The sequence below is a fragment of the Kitasatospora sp. NPDC059577 genome (genome assembly GCF_042735475.1).
Classification (GTDB): domain Bacteria; phylum Actinomycetota; class Actinomycetes; order Streptomycetales; family Streptomycetaceae; genus Kitasatospora.
In genome coordinates, this window is sequence record NZ_JBHWBZ010000085.1 from 12,855 (window position 1) to 30,700 (window position 17,846).

The following is a 17,846-nucleotide window of genomic DNA, read 5'->3' on the forward strand; positions in this document are numbered from 1 at the left end:
CGTCCACATGGCACGGACGGGCCATCTCGGCGCCGCCGAAACGGGTGACCGCCGCTCCCCGGGCGGCCACCCGCTCCGACGGCGCCCCGTCTCGCCCCGGCGCCGGAGCACTGCCCGGGCCGCCTACTTGGGGCTCTCCGTGGGCTTCATCTGGTAGATGTCCGAGGCCGACGGCTCGGCCGCCTCGACCGGCTTGCCGAAGTCCGACAGCGAGGTCGTCGAGGTCACCTTCACCTGGTCCTTGGGCTCCTTCGACCCGGCCACCCCGGCGAAGGTGAACAGCTCGACCACCTTGTGCAGCCGGCCCTGGTCGTCCAGCCAGGCGTCGTACGGGACCTCCTTGACGGTGAAGGTCTGCGAGCCCATCCGCAGGCCGTCCCCGCCCCGGCCACCGGTCGCGTCGGCCGCCTTGGCCAGGTCCAGGGTGCCGCGGTAGTGGTGCAGCGGGACCCCGCCGACGGTCTCGGTACCGACCGCCTCCGCCTTCTGCGCCCCGCGCAGCGCACCCGCCGCCGAGGCCGGGTCGGTCGCGCCGCTGCTCACCAGGTTGCCGTCCGGCAGCTGGCGCACGTCCAGCTTCACCCACTTGCCCTCGGGCACCTTCGCGCCGCTGTTCTGCAGGTAGACGGTGCCGGGCAGGACCACCTCGACGATCTTCCCGGTGGTTGCAGCGCCCGGCGGCACCTGGACCTCCAGCCGGCCGATCCGCTTCACGTAGTCGTAGCCGCCCGTGCCGCTGAACGAGGCCTTCTTGTCGGCGGACTCGGTGACCAGGTCGGTGGCGGTGCGCGCCGAGCCGGTGCGGCCGGTGATGTCGGCGGCGTTGCGCACTGCCGTCAGCGGGTCCGCCGCGAGCTGGTCGGGGGCGCTCGACTGCTGGTCGGAGGAGCCGCCCGCACCGCCGGAGCAGCCCGCCGCTCCGGCCGCCAGCGCGGCGGCGAGCAGGGCGGCCCCGGCCGCCGAGCGCAGGTGCGGACCCGGACGGCGCGCTGGCCGCCCGGTGCACTGCTGGTCGGTCATCTTCATCCTCGCGACAACCCCCTCGGGCCCGACTGCCCCGCCGGCCACCACCGGGTGGGCAGAGCTCTTTCCGGGCAAACGAGTTGGGGCGCAAAGGGTTACGGGTGCCCGCCGTCCCGCAGGCGTCGCGCACCGGGCCTCCGGCGCGTTACGGTGAACCACGTGCACAGTGAGCTGTCGGCCGCGCCCGGCACCCGGATGCCCGAGCACCGCCTCGTGATCAGCGAGCGCGGCTCCTTCGCCTTCGCGACCTGCAGCTGCGGCTGGTACTCCCCGGCCCGCCGCTCCCGGGACCTGGCCCGCCGCGAGGGGGCCGACCACCTCGCCGACAGCGGCGTCCAGCCGGCCTGACCGCACCGGGCCGCCGGACCGGCGGCCTCGCGCCGTCCGGCGGGCAGCGGGTCAGGCCGCGAGGTCGGACTCCGGCGGCTGCTCCTCGGCCCGCACCGCTCCGCGGCCGCGCCGGCGCGAGCGCGGGCCGGCCCCGCCGCGGACCGCGCCGCCGCGCTCCGGCGCCCGGATCAGCGGGGCGACGGCCGTCCGGGTCAGCGCGTGGCAGAACGGGACCAGCACCGCCATCGCGATCGGGGCCAGCAACAGCACCACGGCGACGGCGAGCGCGAAGCCCCCGATCACGTCGGTCGGGTAGTGCACGCCCATGAACATCCGGCAGAAGCCCTGCAACAGGGCCAGCCCGCCGGCGATCCAGCCGAGCTTCCGGTTCACCAGGAACAGCGCCACCGCGACGCCCATCGTCATCGTCGAGTGGTCGCTGACGAAGGAGTGCGTGCCGGCCTTGCCGTCCACCAGCACCAGCAGTCCGGGGTGGTCGACGAACGGGCGCGGGCGGTCCACGATCGCGGCGATCGGCAGATTGGCCAGCTCGGCGACGGCCACCGAGAGCGGCACCCAGAGCAACCCGGCGATCGCCACCGGCGCGTCCGGGCGACGCCTGGCCTGCAGCCAGGCCACCAGCCCGAGCGCGGCCAGGCCGATCAGGATTCCGTACTCGCCGATCCACGAGACCAGGTGGTCCAGCCACTGCGGGGAGCGCTTGGCCAGGCCGTTGACGGCGTAGAGCAGGCCGAGGTCGGGGTTGGTCGTGTCGGCAAGCGGCGTCGACACGCCGCACCTCCTTCTGCTCAGCTGTACCTGGACGTTCCCGCCGGGGCCCGCCCGGCGCGGGGCGCTGACGAGGGGCCACCGGAAGAAACGTCATTTCCGGGATACAGCGTTCCACGGAAACGCGCGGTTATCGAAACTTGACTCAGCGTCCACACCGCGCACACAGGTCCCGTCCGTCCCGCCCGTCCCGTCCGCGGCCCCGGTGCTACCGGCCGGCCCCCGCAGGTGCCGGCCCGGTCGGCGCGGGCGGGGCCGCCACCGCGGGCCGGACGGGCGCCGCCGGGGCGCTGCCCTGGGCCGCGGCCTGCGCGCCGCCCTGAGGGCCGCCCTGGCCGCCGGCGGGGCTCGTCGTCGTCGACCCGGGGCGGCTCGGGGCGTTGACCGAACCGTCGTTGTTCCGGCTCGGCAGCGCCTGGGCGCCGTCCGAGGTGACCCGGGTCGCGCCGATGTACTCCTTGGTGTCGATCTTGTCGTAGCGGATCACCGCACCGGTGTGCGGCGCGTTGATCATGTATCCGCCGCCGACGTAGATCCCGACGTGGTGGATGCTCCGCGGATCGCTCAGGTCCGTCGCGAAGAACACCAGGTCGCCCGGCCGCAACTGATCGCGCGACGGGTGCGGCCCCGCGTACCACTGGTCGTTGGCTACCCGGGGCAGCGTGATGCCCACGCTGGCGTACGCGGCCTGGGTCAGGCCCGAGCAGTCGAACCGCCCGTTCTGCGACGGCAGGCCCTCGCCGCCCCACAGGTACGGGGTGCCGAGCTTGGTCTGCGCGAAGTAGATCGCCGCCGCCGACTGGGCGGACACCTCCAGCGGCGCGGTCGGCGCGGTGAAGCTGCGGGCCATCGCCTGGATGCTCCGCACGTACCCCTGGGTCTCCTTGTACGGCGGGATGCCCCGGTTGCTCGTCACCGCGTACGGGCCGGCGTTGTAGGCGGCCAGCATGTTGGCCTGCGGGTCGCCCGGGACGCCCGAGACGTCCTTGGCCAACGCGCAGTCGTAGACCGCCGCCGAGGCGATCGCGTCGTACGGGTCCCAGACGTCCTTGCGGCCGTCCCCGTTCGCGTCCGTCCCGTACGTCGCCCAGGTGCCCGGCATGAACTGCGCCATTCCCTGCGCCCCGACACCGGAGCGGGCCTTCGGATCGAATCCGCTTTCCTGGTACAGCTGCGCCGCGAGCATCGGCGGAGAGATCTCCGGGCACAGCGCGCCCCACTTCTGGACCGCGTCCTGGTACGCCGCGGGGACGGTCCCGGGGGAGAGGGCGGAACGATTCACCGACTGCTGCGGCGTCCCGCTCGCCGCATAAGTCCCCATCGTCACCAGCCCGATGAACCCGAACGCAACAACTCCCGCAGCGGCGGCGGCCGTACCGGCCTTCCGGAGTACCATCAGCACCATCCCGACGATCCGTCAGTCGAAGTGTCCCGGAAGGCGTTGCTCACCGCAATCATCAGAGATACAAGGAGTGAGCGCTATCCTTCGTACGGTGGACATCCTCGCGTACGTGTCCGATGCCTCACGACCAATCCGCGAGAAGTAGCCAAGTCGACATCAGATCTGGCCAAGAATAGGCACCGACCCTTCGCGCGGGCGGGGTCCGGGCCCTTGAATTTGCCTGATCGGGCGGTGAGATGGAAATGAACCTGAGCAGCGTGCACACCTATGCGGTCGGCCACCTGGCCGATGACCCTCCCAAGAAGCCGAATATCGACACCATCATCGGCGGCATCGCCCCGGACTGGGGGCCGTTCGCCAGCCTCGGGTCCGAGGCCCGGGTGATGGTCGAGGTCATCATGGCCGTCGCCATCCTCGTCTGCCTCGGCCTCGCCGTCTGGGGTGCCGCCAAGCAGCGGATCGGTGCGACCGCCATGCGGGACAGCTTCGGAGCCGAACAGGGCAAGGGACTGATCGTCGCCGGACTGACCGGCGTGTTCATCATCGGATCACTCGGCACTCTGTTCACCATTGTCTACGGCATGGCGATCTGACGATCGGACAGCAGTAGTCCGGCCCGTCCGAGGTCAGGTCCCCGCCCGGACCCCCTCCAGCGGCCGGCCCGCCACGATTTCACCCCCGTTCCCACCCTCCGTCCGCGCCCGCCCCCGGGTGGAGGGCCCCCGGAGCCGCCCCCGGCTCCCCGCACCAGGAGGGCCGCCGTGCCGTTGTCCGACGACCAGCCGCACACCCGTACGCGGCTACCGGTCGGCGAACAGTCCTCCCAGCAGCCGAGCCTCCGTCAGTCCCGCCCGCTCCGGACCCTGCTGACCGTCCTCGTGGTGGTCACCCTCCTCGTCGTGGCCATCGCCATCGCCAACCGCGGCAAGCCCACCCCCGGCAGCGGCGGCACCGGCAGCGGCTCCGCCGACCACGCCGCCCCCAGCGCGCCCTCCGGCGCCGGCCCCGCCCCCAGCGGCGACCAGCCCGTCGGCACCACCGTCAACGGCATCGCGTCCGGCTTCCCGCACAGCGACCAGGGCGCCCAGTCCGCAGCGGCCAACTACGCCGTGGCGATCGGCTCCGCGGACATGTTCCGCACCGACAGCCGCCACACCATCGTCGCCACCATCGCCGACCCGGCCGCGACACCGACCCTGCAGAGCCGCCTGGACCAGGGGTTCGGCGGCGACACCGTCGCCCGCTACGGCCTCGACGCCCAGGGCCACGCACCCAAGGGCCTCACCTTCGTCAGCCGCACCGTCCCGGTCGGCACCAAGCAGACGGGCTACACCGACAGCGACGCCAAGGTCGAGGTGTGGTGCACCGGCCTCACCGGCCTCGCCGGCGAACGCTCCGTCCAACCGGTGACCACCAACTGGTTCACCCTCACGCTCTCGCTGCACTGGACGGGCGGCGACTGGAAGCTCACCGACTTCACGAGGAAATCGGGCCCGGCGCCCATGCCGGGCGACCAGCAAGCGGCCACAGCGGATGAGATCGCCGGATCGGCAGAGCAGTTCGGAGGGTTCCGCTATGCGCGTTGACGGTGCGGTCGGGAGTCGACTCCCTCGCTTCGGCCGGGTCGTCACGACCTTCGCCCTTGTTCAGGCCGCGGTCGTCGGCATGGCATCTGGGGCGTTCGCTGACCCGAGTCCGAGTCCTTCGGCCAGCAATAGCTGCGACGTACTGCCGCTGCCGGGCAGCGATGTCTATTGCGCGTCCAAGCCCGGAGGGTCGATTCCCGGTGGCGGCACCGTCGGGACCGTGACGGATCCGCTCGGGTCGTTGGCGAAGAGTTGTGCGCAGGCGGCCGCGTGGGTGGTGCGGAACCTGTCGGGGGCGATCGACGGGACGACGCAGGTGGACTTCACCAATGCGTCGTTCCTGCAGCAGTACGCCGTGGTGTTCGCGGTGTCGACGGTGATCACGCTGGTGCTGTGGCTGTTGGCGGTGACGAAGCGGGCGGTGCGGGGGGCGCCGTTGACGACGGCGTTCTCGGAGGCGATCGGCTTCCTGTGGCTGACGGTGGTGGCGTCGGCGTTCACGCCGTTGATCCTGTACACCGTGGTGAGCGTGACGGACGGGCTGACCAAGACGATCGCGGTGGGGACGAAGACGGACACCGGGTCGTACCTGGGCGGGTTCGCGGACACGCTGGAGAAGGGGAACGTCGGTGGCGGTCCGCTGATCCTGGTGCTGGTGTCGCTGGTGGCGGTGCTGGCGGCGGCGGTGCTCTGGATCGAGCTGTTGATCCGGGCGGCGATGCTGTACGTGGGTGCGCTGCTGGGGACGGCGGTGTACGCGGGGCTGGTGGACAAGCAGCTGTGGAAGCACGTGCGCCGGTGGGCCGGGGTGATGCTGGCGGTGGACCTGGCGAAGCCGATCATCGTGGTGATCCTGGGGCTGGCGGGCGCGGTGGCGACCGGGGCCGGGGCCGGTGACGACTTCGCGCGGGTGCTGTCGGGGCTGTCGATCCTGTTCCTGTCGATCTTCGCCAGTGCCGCGATCTACCGTTTCGTGCCGGGCTTCGGCGACGAGATCCTGAACATGCGCCAGGCCAGGGCCAACGCGGTGCAGGCGGGTTCGGCGATGATCAACGGCACCGCGAACATGATGAAGCAGGGCATCACCACCCACGGCGACCGCGGCGGGCAGGCCGGTGGTGCGGGTGGCGGCGGTGGTGCGGGCGGCGGCTCGGTCGCGCCGGGCATCGCCGCCCACGCCGGCCGGACGCCGGCCCCGCCGCCGCAGGCCGGGCCGCCGCAGGCCACCCCGGTTCCGATCCGCGAAAGCAATCCAGCGAAGGGAGGGTGACGGGTAAGTGAGCAGCGAACCGCTCGGCCAGTACGGCGCCCATTACGCCCAGCCGTACGTGCACCAGCGCCGCACCTACCTGATCGGCAAGGCCCGCCCGAACGCGCCGATCGGCCGGAACCGGGAGTCCGGCGAGATCCTGCTGATCATCTTCGGGGCGTTCCTCGGGATGCTCTGGGGCCTGCTGATGCCGGTCCTGCCGCTGCGGATCGGCGGTCTGGTCGGTCTGCCGGTGCTCGCGATCGCGGCGGTGTACGTGCCGTACCGCAAGCGGACGTTCTACAAGTGGGTGGAGATCAACCGCACCTACCGCCGGACGGTCCGCAGCGGGCGGGCGGTGTGGCGTTCGGACGTGATGGACGCCGGCACCCGGTTGGACGGCCGGGAGGTGGAGGTCGGTCCGCCGCCCGGAGTGGGGCGGCTGCGCTGGCTGACCGCGCCGTTCGGGCCGGACGAGGTCGGGGTGCTGATGCACCTGGAGCGGCGGACGGTGACGGCCGCGATCGAGATCGAGGGCCCGGGCGTGGGGTTGCGCGACTCGGAGGACCAGGAGGCGCTGGTCGACCGGTTCGGCACGCTGCTGAAGCACGTCGCCAACGGGGACGGGTTCGTGACCCGGCTGCAGATCCTCGCCCGGACCCTGCCGGCGGACCCGGACGCGCACGCCAAGGACGTGGAGCGCCGCGGGGACCGTGACGCGCCGCGCTGGCTGCAGGACTCGTACGACCAGCTGCAGTCGATGGTGTCGACGTCGTCGGAGCAGCACCGGGCGTACCTGGTGGCCTGCATGCACTACACCCGGGACCTGGCCGCCGAGGCGCACGCGATGGGCCGGACGGCGACCGGCCGGCGGGCCCGGGACGACGAGGGGCTGGCGGCCGTGATGGCGCGCGAGCTGACCGACATCTGCGCCCGGCTGGCCGAGGCGGACATCCGGGTGCGCCAGCCGCTGGGCCAGGCCCGGCTCTCCTCGCTGCTGCACTCGATGTACGACCCGGACCACCCGATCGACCACATCCAGGCGATGTCCAGGCGCAACGCCTGGCCGGCCGAGCTGGACGCGACCGACCCGCAGTACCTGCAGGCGAAGACCCGGGAGTCGGTGACCCGGGAGCCGTGGTGCCACGCCACCGCGTGGATCAAGGAGTGGCCGCTCACCCCGGTGGGCGTCAACTTCCTGGCGCCGCTGCTGGTGCACACGCCGGACGTGATCCGGACGGTCGCGGTGACGATGGACCTGGAGCCCACCGACGTCGCGATCGAGCGGATGCTGACCGAGAAGACCAACGACGAGGCGGAGGCCAGCCGCGCCGCCAAGATGAACCGGACGGTCGACCCGCGCGACCTGGCCCACACCGGCCGGGTGGACCAGCGCGGTGACGACCTGGCCTCCGGTGCGGCCGGCGTGAACCTGGTCGGCTACATCACGGTCTCCTCGCGCAACCCCGACGCCCTGGCCCGCGACAAGCGGACCATCCGGGCCTCGGCCGGCAAGAGCTACCTCAAGCTGGAGTGGTGCGACCGCGAGCACCACCGGGCCTTCGTCAACACCCTTCCGTTCGCCACCGGCATCCGCCGCTGAGCACGCCCGTACGGTCCCGTCGTCCGTTCGTCCGTCCCGTTCACCGCTGACCCGTCAGGAGGCCGCCCATGGCGCTCGGCAACCTCACCGAGGCCTTCACCAGCCTGATGTTCGGCAAGGTGGAGACCACCCGCCTGCCGGTGCGCACCTCCACCGGCCAGGCGCAGGCGGTCTACCTGCCCACCGCCGCACCGGGGCTGGGCGACTCGGGCGTGATCATCGGCCGAGAGGTGTACAGCGGCAAGGGGTACGTGTACGACCCCTTCCAGTTGTACGGGCAGCAGCTGCCCGCCCCGCACTGGCTGGTGCTCGGGGAGTCCGGCAACGGCAAGTCGGCGCTGGAGAAGACCTACGTGCTGCGGCAGTTGAGGTTCCGTGACCGGCAGGTCGTGGTGCTCGACGCGCAGGGCGAGGACGGTGTCGGCGAGTGGAACCTGATCGCCGAGGCGCTGGGCATAAAGTCGATCCGGCTGGACCCGATGGCCGCCCGGGACGGCGGGGTCAAGCTCAACCCGCTGGACCCGGCGATCACCCAGACCGGTCAGCTGTCGCTGCTGCGCACCATCATCGAGGTGGCGATGGGGCGCGGTCTGGAGGAGCGGGCCGGCTTCGCGCTGAAGGCCGCGCACGCCCACGTGGTGGCCACGGTGACGGGCCGCCAGCCGGTGCTGGACGACATCATCGACACCCTGCGCAACCCCGACCTGTCCTCGGTGGAGTCGCTGGGCGTGGCCGTGGACGAGGTGCAGTCCTGGGGCCTGGACGTGGCGCTGGTGCTGGACCGGCTGGTCGACGGTGACCTGCGCGGCATGTTCGACGGGTCGACCACCGAGGGCATCGACCTGGACGCGCCGCTGATCGTCTTCGACCTCTCGCACATCGACCGCAACTCGATCGCGATGCCGATCCTGATGGCGATCGTCGGGGTGTGGCTGGAGCACACCTGGATCCGGCCGGACCGGAAGAAGCGCATCTTCCTGGTCGAGGAGGCCTGGCACATCATCAACAGCCCCTTCGTGGCCCAGCTGTTCCAGCGGCTGCTGAAGTTCGGCCGTCGGCTCGGGCTGTCCTTCGTCGCGGTGGTGCACCACCTGTCGGACGTGGTGGACGGCGCGGCGGCCAAGGAGGCGTCGGCGATCCTGAAGATGGCCTCCACCAGGACGATCTACATGCAGAAGGCCGAGGAGGCGCGGGCCACCGGCCGGGTGCTGGGCCTGCCGCGGTGGGCGGTGGAGATCATTCCCACACTTTCGCCGGGCATCGCGGTCTGGGACGTCAACGGCAACGTCCAGGTGGTCAAACACATCATCACCGAGACCGAGCGGCCGCTGGTGTACACCGACCGTGCGATGACCGAGGACGCGGTGGCCGAACGGGTGCGCGCGGAACGGTACTTGGCGGCCGAGCCGGGGGTCTGAGGGCGGTTCCTCCGCAGTCTCCGCACCCGGCGGACCGCGACGGTTCGTCAGTAGGTAATCCTCTCGTTACGTTCCACGTCCTGACAGCTACGCGCGTTGACCCTAGGCTTCACAGGCGCAACACATGCCCGTACGCCGCTGCTGTCCACAGCCGGTGCTCCTCCGAGGTGCAGGGGACCCCTCATGCTCACCGTCAGATCCCGACGGACGGCGCTCGCCGTAGTCGCCGCCGCAGGTCTGCTCGGCACGGTGCTCGTGCCGACGGCCGCCCAGGCCGCCGACGCCAACGCCAAGCGTCACAAGACCGTCAACCTCCAGCTGCTGGCGATCAACGACTTCCACGGCAACCTGGAGCCCCCGGCCGGCTCCTCCGGGACCGTCAAGGAGATCGACCCGGCCACCGGCAAGGAGGTCTCCACCCCGGCCGGCGGCATCGAGTACCTGGCCACCGAGCTGCGCAAGGCCCGGATCCCGGCCGACGACTCGATCACCGTCGCGGCCGGCGACATCGTCGGCGCCAGCCCGCTCACCTCCGCGCTCTTCCACGACGAGCCGACCATCGAGGCGATGGACAAGCTCGGCCTGGACGTCACCTCCGTGGGCAACCACGAGTTCGACGAGGGTGCGCAGGAACTGCTGCGCATGCAGGAGGGCGGCTGCCACCCGACCGACGGCTGCTACGAGCCCGGCCGCACCTTCAAGGGCGCCAACTTCAACTACCTGTCGGCGAACGTCACCGACGAGAAGACCGGCAAGCCGCTGCTCGCCCCGTACTGGATCACCAAGTCCCAGGGCGTGAAGGTCGGCTTCATCGGCGTCACCCTGGAGGGCACGCCGAACATCGTGACCGCCGAGGGCGTCAAGGGCCTGAAGTTCTCCAACGAGGTCACCACGATCAACAAGTACGCCGCCGAGCTCAAGGCCAAGGGCGTCAACTCGATCGTCGCGCTGATCCACGAGGGCGGCTACCCGGCCAGCAGCGTCTACAACTACGACTGCGGCGCGGCCGGCCAGGGCATCTCCGGCCCGATCGTCGACATCGCGAAGAAGATCGACCCGGCGGTCGGCGCCATCGTCACCGGCCACACCCACAACGCGTACGCCTGCAGCATCCCCGACCCCAACGGCGTTCCGCGCTCGGTGACCAGTGCCGCCTCCTTCGGCCGGCTCTTCACCCAGATCGACATGAAGCTCGACAAGACCACCGGCGAGATCGTGCGCCCCTCGGTCAAGGCCGAGAACCACGTCGTGCGCCGCACGGTCGAGAAGGCACCCGACATGACGGCGCTGGTCGACCACTACCAGAAGCTGGCCGCCCCGATCGCCAACCGTCCGATCGGCTGGATCGGTGCGGACATCAACGGCCGCGGCAGCAGCGACCTGGAGAAGCCCCTCGGTGACGTGATCGCCGACGCGCAGCTCGCGGGGCTCGCCCCGGCCGACAAGGGCGGTGCGCAGGTCGCCTTCATGAACCCCGGCGGCATCCGCTCCGACCTGGTCTACAAGGCCTCCGGCAGCGAGGGCGACGGCGTCGTGACCTACGGCGAGGCGTTCACCGTCCAGCCGTTCACCAACATGATGCAGGTCAAGACGCTGACCGGTGCCCAGCTCGTCCAGCTGCTCCAGCAGCAGGTGAGCGGCTCCAACGACGCCGCGCCCAAGGTCCTCCAGGTGTCGTCGAACCTGCACTACACCCTGGACATGCGCAAGACCGGCGCGGACCGGGTGCTCACGGACTCGATCCGGCTGAACGGCGCGCCGGTCGACCCGGCCGCCAAGTACCGCGTCGCGGCCAACGAGTTCCTGGCCGGCGGCGGCGACGGCTTCCCGGCCTTCGCGGCCGGCACCGACAAGCTCGTCGGCGCCTCCGACCTGGACGTCTTCACGGCCTACCTCGGTGCCCACAGCTCGGCCGGCGCGCCGCTGCAGGCCCCGGCGCAGGACCGGATCAAGGTCATCGGCCCGGGCAGCGACATCGACTGACCGTGAGCCGGCTGGGGCCCTGAGGCCCCGGGGACGGGCGGGGCGCTGTCGGGGCGCCCCGCCCGTCCTGTTCTGCACCCCGTCATTCGGGCGCGGGCCCGCCGGGCAGCCGGACGGTGGCCAGCGCACCCGGACCGCCGTCCGCGGCCGGGCCGAGCGTCACCTCGCCGCCCGCCTCCCGGACGCTCTGCGCGACGATCGACAGCCCCAGGCCCGAACCGGGCAGCTGACGCGAGGACGGCGAGCGCCAGAACCGGTCGAACACGTACTGGAGTTCGTCGGGCGGGATACCCGGTCCGTGGTCGCGGACCGTCAGCACGCCCTGCTGCAGCCGGACGTCGATGGCCCCGCCCGGCGGGCTGTACTTGACCGCGTTGTCCAGCAGGTTGATCACCGCCCGCTCCAGCCCGGCCGCGTCGCCGTGCACGTACCAGGGCTCGGTGCTCGTCTCGAAGACCAGCCCCGGACCGCGCAGCTTCGCCCGCTCGACCGCCCGCCCGGCGATCTCGTGCAGCGCGACGACGGTGAGGTTCGGGCCCGCCTTGGGGGAATCGGGCCGGGAGAGCTGCAGCAGGTCGCCGATCAGGACCGTGAGCTCCTGCATCTGCGCCTTCATGTTGCCCAGCAGCTTGGTCTTGGTGGCCGGGGGGAGCGGGCGCCCGGTGTCGTTGCTGCGGATCAGCAGGTCGACGTTGGTGCGCAGCGAGGTGAGCGGCGTCCGCAGCTCGTGGCCCGCGTCGGCGATCAGCCGGGTCTGCCGCTCACGCGAGTTGGAGAGCGCGGTGCTCATCGAGTTGAAGGAGGTCGAGAGGCGGGCGATCTCGTCGTGCCCGTGGACGGGGATCGTCGTGCCGACCTCCTCGGTCCGGGCGATGTGCTCGACGGCGTCGGTGAGCTGGTCGACGGGCTTGAGGGCGGAACGGGCGACCAGCCGGCCGGCGAGGGCGGCGAGGAGGATGCCGCCGACGGACACGGAGCCGAGGAGGATGGCGAGGCCCTGGAGGGAGTCCTCGATGGGCTGGGTGGGAGTCGCGACCATGACCACGGCCGCCGGCCCCTGGCCGGGACCGTGGGCAACGGACAGCCGCACGATGGCGGGGTCACCGTTCGTGAAGCGGCCGTCCCGGATGATCGACTGATTGGGCCTGAGTCGAAGCGCCGCGGAGTCGCCCGATTCGATCACGATCCCCCTGATGGCGTTCGGCGGCAGGCAGACCTGGGTCGGGTTCATCAGCACGTACTGGGTGTCCCGGGAAACCGGACCGATGGCTTGATCCCCGTACGGTGCGGCTTCGAGTGCGGCCTCCGGGGTGCTCGGACACGGGAGGTTGAGCTTCACCACGGGCGGGAGCGGCGAGTTCGCGAGGTCGTGCCGGACCTGGTTGTAGAGCTGCTTCTCCACGATGAACCAGCACGCCAGGGCCGACAGTGCGATGGCCACCGCGACGGCTGCCGCGCTCAGGAAGGTGAGGCGGCTGCGCAGGGAGCGGGAGCGGAGCCAGTGGACCAGGCGCCGGCGCCGGGCGGGGGTGCGCGGCGGGGCGAGCGGGGGAGGCGGGATGTTGCTCACGCGCCGGCGCCGGCTGCCGGGCGCAGGGCGTAGCCGACGCCGCGCACGGTCTGGATCAGGCGGGGCATGCCGCCCTGCTCGGTCTTGCGGCGCAGGTACATCACGTACACGTCCAGGGAGTTGGACGACGGTTCGAAGTCGAAGCCCCAGACCGCCTTGAGGATCTGTTCGCGGGTGAGGACCTGGCGGGGATGGGAGAGGAACATCTCCAGCAGCATGAACTCGGTGCGGGTGAGTTCGATCGGCTTGCCGGCCCGGGTGACCTCGCGGGTGGCGGTGTTCATCCGCAGGTCGGCGAAGGCGAGCACCTCGCTCTCGTCCTCGGCGGCGGCGCGGGCGGCGGCCTCGGCGGCGAGGGCGTTGCGGCGCAGCAGGGCGCGGACGCGGGCGAGCAGTTCGTCGAGTTCGAACGGCTTGGCGAGGTAGTCGTCGGCGCCGACGTCGAGGCCGGTGACGCGGTCGCCGACGGCGTCGCGGGCGGTGAGCATCAGGACCGGGACGGTGTCGCCGCGGGAGCGCATCCGGCGGACGGCGGTGAGGCCGTCCATCCGGGGCATCATGATGTCCAGCAGGACGAGGTCGGGCCGGTCGCGTTCGACGGACTCCAGTGCTTCGTAGCCGTCGGTGGCGGTGGCGACCTCGTAGCCCTCGAAGGCGAGGCTGCTCTCCAGGGCGTCCCGGAGGGCGGGTTCGTCGTCGACCACGAGGAGCCGCGCGGCGGGGTGGCCGGGCTCGGCGGGGGTGCGGTCGTCGGCGGACGGGGTCATGGGCGGCTGCCCTTTCTCGTCGGGTGGAGGGCCTGCTGGGAGCATTGTCCGTCGTGCGGGCGGTGCCTTGGACGTTCTGGCCTACAGGTTCTGGCCGGCTTCGAGTTTCGGCAGGACCTGCTTGATGTTGTCGATCGGGATGGCGAAGCCGAGGCCGACGCTGCCGGCCGTGCCGCCGCCGGCGGTGGAGCTGGCGCCGCTCGGCGCGTACATCGCCGAGTTGATGCCGATGACCTGGCCGTTGGCGTTGATCAGCGGGCCGCCGGAGTTGCCGGGGTTGAGGGCGGCGTCGGTCTGGAAGGCCTTGTAGGTGGTGGTGCTGCCGCTGTTCGGCTGGGGCTGGGTGCCGCGCAGGCCGGGCAGGCTGGGGAAGCCGAAGCCGCCGTTGCCGCTGGTGCTGCCCTCGTCGAGCTGGACGGTGACGTCGCGGTTCTCGGCGCTGATGATGCCGGAGGTGACGGTGCCGGTGAGGCCGTCGGGGTTGCCGATGGCGACGACCGGGTCGCCGACGGCCACGGCGGAGGAGTCGCCGAGGACGGCGGGGGTGAGGTTCTTGGCGCCGGTGGCGGTGATCACGGCGACGTCGAGGGACTTGTCGGTGCCGGTGACGGTGGCCTGGGCGGTGGAGCCGTCCTTGAAGGTGACGGTGATGCGGCCGCCGTCGGCCGCGGTGTCGATCACGTGGTAGTTGGTGAGGATCCGGCCGTCCTTGTCCAGGACGACGCCGGTGCCGGTGGCGGTGCCGTTGCCGTTCTTGACGGTGATCTGGACGACGCTGGGCGAGACGGCGGCGGCGATGGCCGGGACGTTGGCGCTGCCGTCGCTGCGGGCGGCGACCGGGCTGGCGACGGTGCTGACCCGGGTGTCGCCGGCCTGCCGGTCGGCGGCGACGACCCCGCCGGTGACGCCGCCGATGACGGCGGCGACCGCGGCGACGGCGGTCACCAGGGCGAGCCGGCCGCGCAGCAGACCGCGCCGGGCCCGGTTGCCGCGGCCGTCGCCGTCATCGGGGGAGCCGGGGCCGAGGACGGTGGGCGGCTCGGGCGGCATGGGCGGGGGAGGGGGCGGTCCGTCGAAGCCGCCGCCGGAGTGGTCCTCGCGGTAGGCGTACCCGGCGGGGCCGGTGCTGCCCGCGCCGCTGCCGAGCACGGTGCCCTCGATCACCCGGGGCTCCTGGGGGCCGTACTGCTCGTCGCGCCGGCTGCCGTACGGCTCGCCGTACTGGGTGCCGTACTGATCGCTGGGGTGCCGCTGCTGTTCGCTCATGCCGACCAAGCTCCGCCCGGTGGATGAGGACTGGATGAGAACCGGCTCAGAGGGCGGACAGAAGCCCGTTGGGTTCTCATAAAGCCTGGTCAGGTGGTCTGCGGAGCGGAGCTCGTGCTTCCGTTTCCGCTCACCCGTCCGCGGCTCCGGCCCAGGCGCCCGGTCGGTGCGCCCGGCCCGTGCGCCCGGCCGGCGCCCCGGGTCGTCCGTTCCTCGGCCGGGCGGCGTCCGCCTACTCCGGCTGGGGGCGGCCGGGCGCGGCGCCGTCGCAGCCGCAGGACCGGCGGATGACCAGGCGGGACGGGAACTTGCGGACCCGCTCGGTGTCCGAGCCGGGCACCATCAGCGAGTCGTCCAGCACCAGGTCCACGGCGGCCCGGGCCATCGCGTCGCGGTCGGAGGCGACGGTGGTCAGCGGCGGGTCGGCGAGCGCGGCCTCCGGCACGTCGTCGAAGCCGGCCACCGCGAGGTCCTCGGGGACGCGCAGGCCGACCTCGCGGGCGGCCCGCAGCACGCCGATGGCCTGGTCGTCGGTGGAGCAGAAGACCGCCCGCGGCCGGTCCGGCGAGCGCAGCACGCCGAGGGCGACCTCGTACGCGCCGTAGCGGTGGAAGGGCGCGTCGATCAGGTGCGGTCCGGTGGGGACGCCGTGCGCGTCCATGGCGCGCTGCCAGCCCTCGACGTGGTCGATGACCGGGTCGCCGGGGGCGGGGGACTCGACCGGGCCGCCGAAGCAGGCGACGTACGGGTGCCCGTGCACCTCCAGCAGGTGGCGCACGACGGCTTCGGCGCCGCCCACGTCGTCGGTGACCACCGCGACGTCGTCGATCGCCTCGGGGCGGCGGTGCAGCAGCACGACCTTGGCGCCCTCCATCGCGGCGAACTCCTCGGCGGCGCGCTGGGAGGGGCCCTGGCTGACCAGGATCAGGCCGGAGACGCGCATGCCGAGGAAGGCGCGGACGTAGTGGACCTCGCGGTCGTCGACGTAGTCGGAGTTGCCGATCAGCACGAGCTTGCCGCGTTCGGAGGCGGCCCGTTCGACGGCGTGCGCCATCTCGGCGAAGAAGGGCTGGCGGGCGTCCGGGACGACCATGCCGATCAGGTTGGTCCGGCGGGAGGCCATCGCCTGGGCGACGCTGTTCGGCCGGTAGCCGAGCTGCTCGATCGCCGCGAGGACCTTCTCCCGGGTCGCGGGCGCGACCGGGCGCGGCCCGTTGTTGATGACGTAGCTGACGACCGCGGTCGAGGTACCAGCCAGTCGGGCTACATCGTCGCGCGTCACTTTGGCCACGAGTGGAGTCTACGCGTGTGGCCTCCGGGGCGGCAGTGGGACCTGGGGGCCGCCTCCGGGCGGACGGCGGGCGGCCGCCCGGACGAACCGGACAAGCCGGGCGGGGGGCGGCCCGCCCGGCCCGCCGGTCAGGGCTCCAGGCGGCCGGCGGGGTGCTGTGCCGGCTCCGGGCGCTCACCCTTCTCGGGCTTCTCCGGGACGACGAAGCGGTAGCCGACGTTGCGGACGGTGCCGATCAGCTGCTCGTTCTCCACGCCGAGCTTGGCGCGCAGCCGCCGGACGTGGACGTCCACCGTCCGGGTGCCGCCGAAGTAGTCGTAGCCCCAGACCTCCTGCAGCAGCTGGGCCCGGGTGAAGACCCGGCCGGGGTGCTGGGCGAGGTACTTGAGCAGCTCGAACTCCTTGAAGGTGAGGTCGAGCGCCCGGCCCTTGAGCTTCGCGGAGTAGGTGGCCTCGTCGACCGAGAGGTCGCCGTTGCGGATCTCCATCGGGCTGTCGTCTGTGTCGATCTGGAGGCGGCCGAGCGCCAGCCGCAGCCGGGCCTCGACCTCGGCCGGGCCGGACGTGTCCAGCAGGACGTCGTCGATGCCCCACTCGGCGGTGACGGCGGCCAGGCCGCCCTCGGTGACCACCAGGATCAGCGGGCAGCCGATGCCGGTGGAGCGCAGCAGCTGGCAGAGGCTGCGGATCTGCGGCAGGTCGCGTCGGCCGTCGACCAGGATGACGTCCGCGCTGGGCGTGTCCACCAGGGCCGAGCCCTCGGCGGGGGCCACCCGGACGTTGTGCAGGAGCAGGCCGAGGGCGGGCAGTACCTCGGCCGACGGTTGCAGTGCGTTGGTGAGGAGGAGGAGAGAACTCATACCCGGTGGTCCCCTTTCCGGGTCGTCGCGGTCGCGTTACGGCTGCCGCCACAGCCGGATGGCGCACGTGCTGAGGGGGAGGAGAGGAGGACGGGCGCCTGGGGCGTACCGGGGGAGCGGACGGCGCGCAGGGCGTGGTGGCGTACCCGCCGGGGGTCCCGCAACCCCTGGCGCACCGTTTCTGCCCTGCTCATCACCGCGAACCCTCCGGTCTGGTCCGGCCCCGGGCGGCGGCCCGGTGCCGGGTGGCGACGTCCCGGCCGGCCGCGGCACGTCGTTGTGCCGCGACGGACGGGGCGGTCCCCGCGACCGCCGGGGGTGGACCGACGAATCGCAAGGACGTCCGTACTGGCGTCCTGAAAGCACAAAAGGACCCGGGGGCGACTCTGCCCGGATCCCTCTTGGTGGTCGAGAATAGCCGACCTCCTCCCGCGCCGGGAGTGTTCGAATCCGGCGGTTCCCCCATTTCGGGCGTACGCCGGGTGAGCCTGGACACAGCTTCGAGCGCCGCTCCGCACCCGTGCGGCCAGGGCGGTTGCCGGTCGTGGCGGCGGACCCGCCATCATGGGACGCACATCGGCGGCGCTGCGCGGGTCCATCGTTCGGGTGGTCGGGCGGCCGAGGCCGGGGGGGTCGCGGCCCGGGCCCCCCGGGCCCGCGCGTGCGCGCAGATCGGGGGGGCCCCGGGGGGGGCGCCCACCCGCCCCCG

General features: G+C 72.3%; 15 protein-coding genes. 7 read left to right on the plus strand and 8 right to left on the minus strand.

Translation table 11 applies throughout. The features are described 5' to 3' along the window. Positions 1–123 precede the first annotated feature (123 nt). Entirely contained in the window at positions 124–1,020 is an 897-nt protein-coding gene (locus tag ACFV0O_RS38360) for a hypothetical protein (protein WP_380348966.1), read from the minus strand. A 162-nt stretch (positions 1,021–1,182) separates the two neighbouring features. Here ACFV0O_RS38360 and ACFV0O_RS38365 point away from each other — a divergent pair, with 162 nt between their 5' ends. Then, positions 1,183–1,371 carry a hypothetical protein gene (locus ACFV0O_RS38365; RefSeq protein WP_380348968.1) on the plus strand — a complete coding sequence of 63 codons (189 nt, stop codon included), beginning with the start codon at positions 1,183–1,185 and terminating at the stop codon, positions 1,369–1,371. A gap of 51 nt (positions 1,372–1,422) precedes the next feature. On the opposite strand, the gene ACFV0O_RS38370 is transcribed toward ACFV0O_RS38365, so the two are convergent. Next, positions 1,423–2,145 carry a phosphatase PAP2 family protein gene (locus tag ACFV0O_RS38370; RefSeq protein ID WP_380348969.1) on the minus strand — a complete coding sequence of 241 codons (723 nt, stop codon included), beginning with the start codon at positions 2,143–2,145 and terminating at the stop codon, positions 1,423–1,425. A 205-nt stretch (positions 2,146–2,350) separates the two neighbouring features. Next, entirely contained in the window at positions 2,351–3,538 is a 1,188-nt protein-coding gene (locus tag ACFV0O_RS38375) for an NlpC/P60 family protein (protein WP_380348971.1), read from the minus strand. A gap of 248 nt (positions 3,539–3,786) precedes the next feature. Here ACFV0O_RS38375 and ACFV0O_RS38380 point away from each other — a divergent pair, with 248 nt between their 5' ends. The 6 genes from ACFV0O_RS38380 (at position 3,787) to ACFV0O_RS38405 (ending at position 11,383) form a co-directional block, all read left to right on the plus strand. Then, positions 3,787–4,137, plus strand: coding sequence for a hypothetical protein (locus tag ACFV0O_RS38380; protein WP_350525702.1), 351 nt, complete (start codon positions 3,787–3,789; stop codon positions 4,135–4,137). Between the two features lie 168 nt (positions 4,138–4,305). Next, positions 4,306–5,130 (plus strand): hypothetical protein, encoded by an 825-nt coding sequence (locus tag ACFV0O_RS38385; protein WP_380348974.1) that lies wholly within the window; start codon positions 4,306–4,308, stop codon positions 5,128–5,130. Further along, on the plus strand, positions 5,120–6,400 hold the full coding sequence (locus ACFV0O_RS38390) for a hypothetical protein (protein WP_380348976.1): 1,281 nt from the start codon (positions 5,120–5,122) through the stop codon (positions 6,398–6,400). Before ACFV0O_RS38385 ends, ACFV0O_RS38390 begins: the two co-directional genes overlap by 11 nt. A 7-nt stretch (positions 6,401–6,407) precedes the next feature. Then, the gene (locus ACFV0O_RS38395) at positions 6,408–7,982 is read left to right on the plus strand and encodes an SCO6880 family protein (RefSeq protein ID WP_380348978.1); all 1,575 of its coding nucleotides are present in this window, start codon (positions 6,408–6,410) and stop codon (positions 7,980–7,982) included. 68 nt (positions 7,983–8,050) lie between these two features. Beyond that, a complete protein-coding gene (locus ACFV0O_RS38400) occupies positions 8,051–9,400 on the plus strand; it encodes an ATP-binding protein (RefSeq protein WP_380348980.1) in 1,350 nt (449 codons plus the stop codon). Positions 9,401–9,583: 183 nt separating this feature from the next. Further along, positions 9,584–11,383 (plus strand): bifunctional metallophosphatase/5'-nucleotidase, encoded by a 1,800-nt coding sequence (locus ACFV0O_RS38405; RefSeq protein ID WP_360264013.1) that lies wholly within the window; start codon positions 9,584–9,586, stop codon positions 11,381–11,383. Positions 11,384–11,465: 82 nt separating this feature from the next. Here the strand turns inward: ACFV0O_RS38405 and ACFV0O_RS38410 are convergent, their stop codons facing one another. The 5 genes from ACFV0O_RS38410 to ACFV0O_RS38430 form a co-directional block, all read right to left on the minus strand. Then, positions 11,466–12,953, minus strand: a complete 1,488-nt coding sequence (locus tag ACFV0O_RS38410; protein WP_380348981.1) for a sensor histidine kinase — start codon at positions 12,951–12,953, stop codon at positions 11,466–11,468. Continuing rightward, the gene (locus tag ACFV0O_RS38415; RefSeq protein WP_360264019.1) at positions 12,950–13,720 is read right to left on the minus strand and encodes a response regulator transcription factor; all 771 of its coding nucleotides are present in this window, start codon (positions 13,718–13,720) and stop codon (positions 12,950–12,952) included. Before ACFV0O_RS38415 ends, ACFV0O_RS38410 begins: the two co-directional genes overlap by 4 nt. 81 nt (positions 13,721–13,801) lie before the next feature. Beyond that, positions 13,802–14,986, minus strand: a complete 1,185-nt coding sequence (locus ACFV0O_RS38420) for a S1C family serine protease (RefSeq protein ID WP_380348984.1) — start codon at positions 14,984–14,986, stop codon at positions 13,802–13,804. A gap of 232 nt (positions 14,987–15,218) precedes the next feature. Then, the gene (locus tag ACFV0O_RS38425) at positions 15,219–16,277 is read right to left on the minus strand and encodes a LacI family DNA-binding transcriptional regulator (RefSeq protein WP_380348986.1); all 1,059 of its coding nucleotides are present in this window, start codon (positions 16,275–16,277) and stop codon (positions 15,219–15,221) included. 128 nt (positions 16,278–16,405) lie between these two features. Beyond that, entirely contained in the window at positions 16,406–17,137 is a 732-nt protein-coding gene (locus ACFV0O_RS38430; RefSeq protein WP_380348988.1) for a response regulator transcription factor, read from the minus strand. Positions 17,138–17,846: the final 709 nt, after the last annotated feature.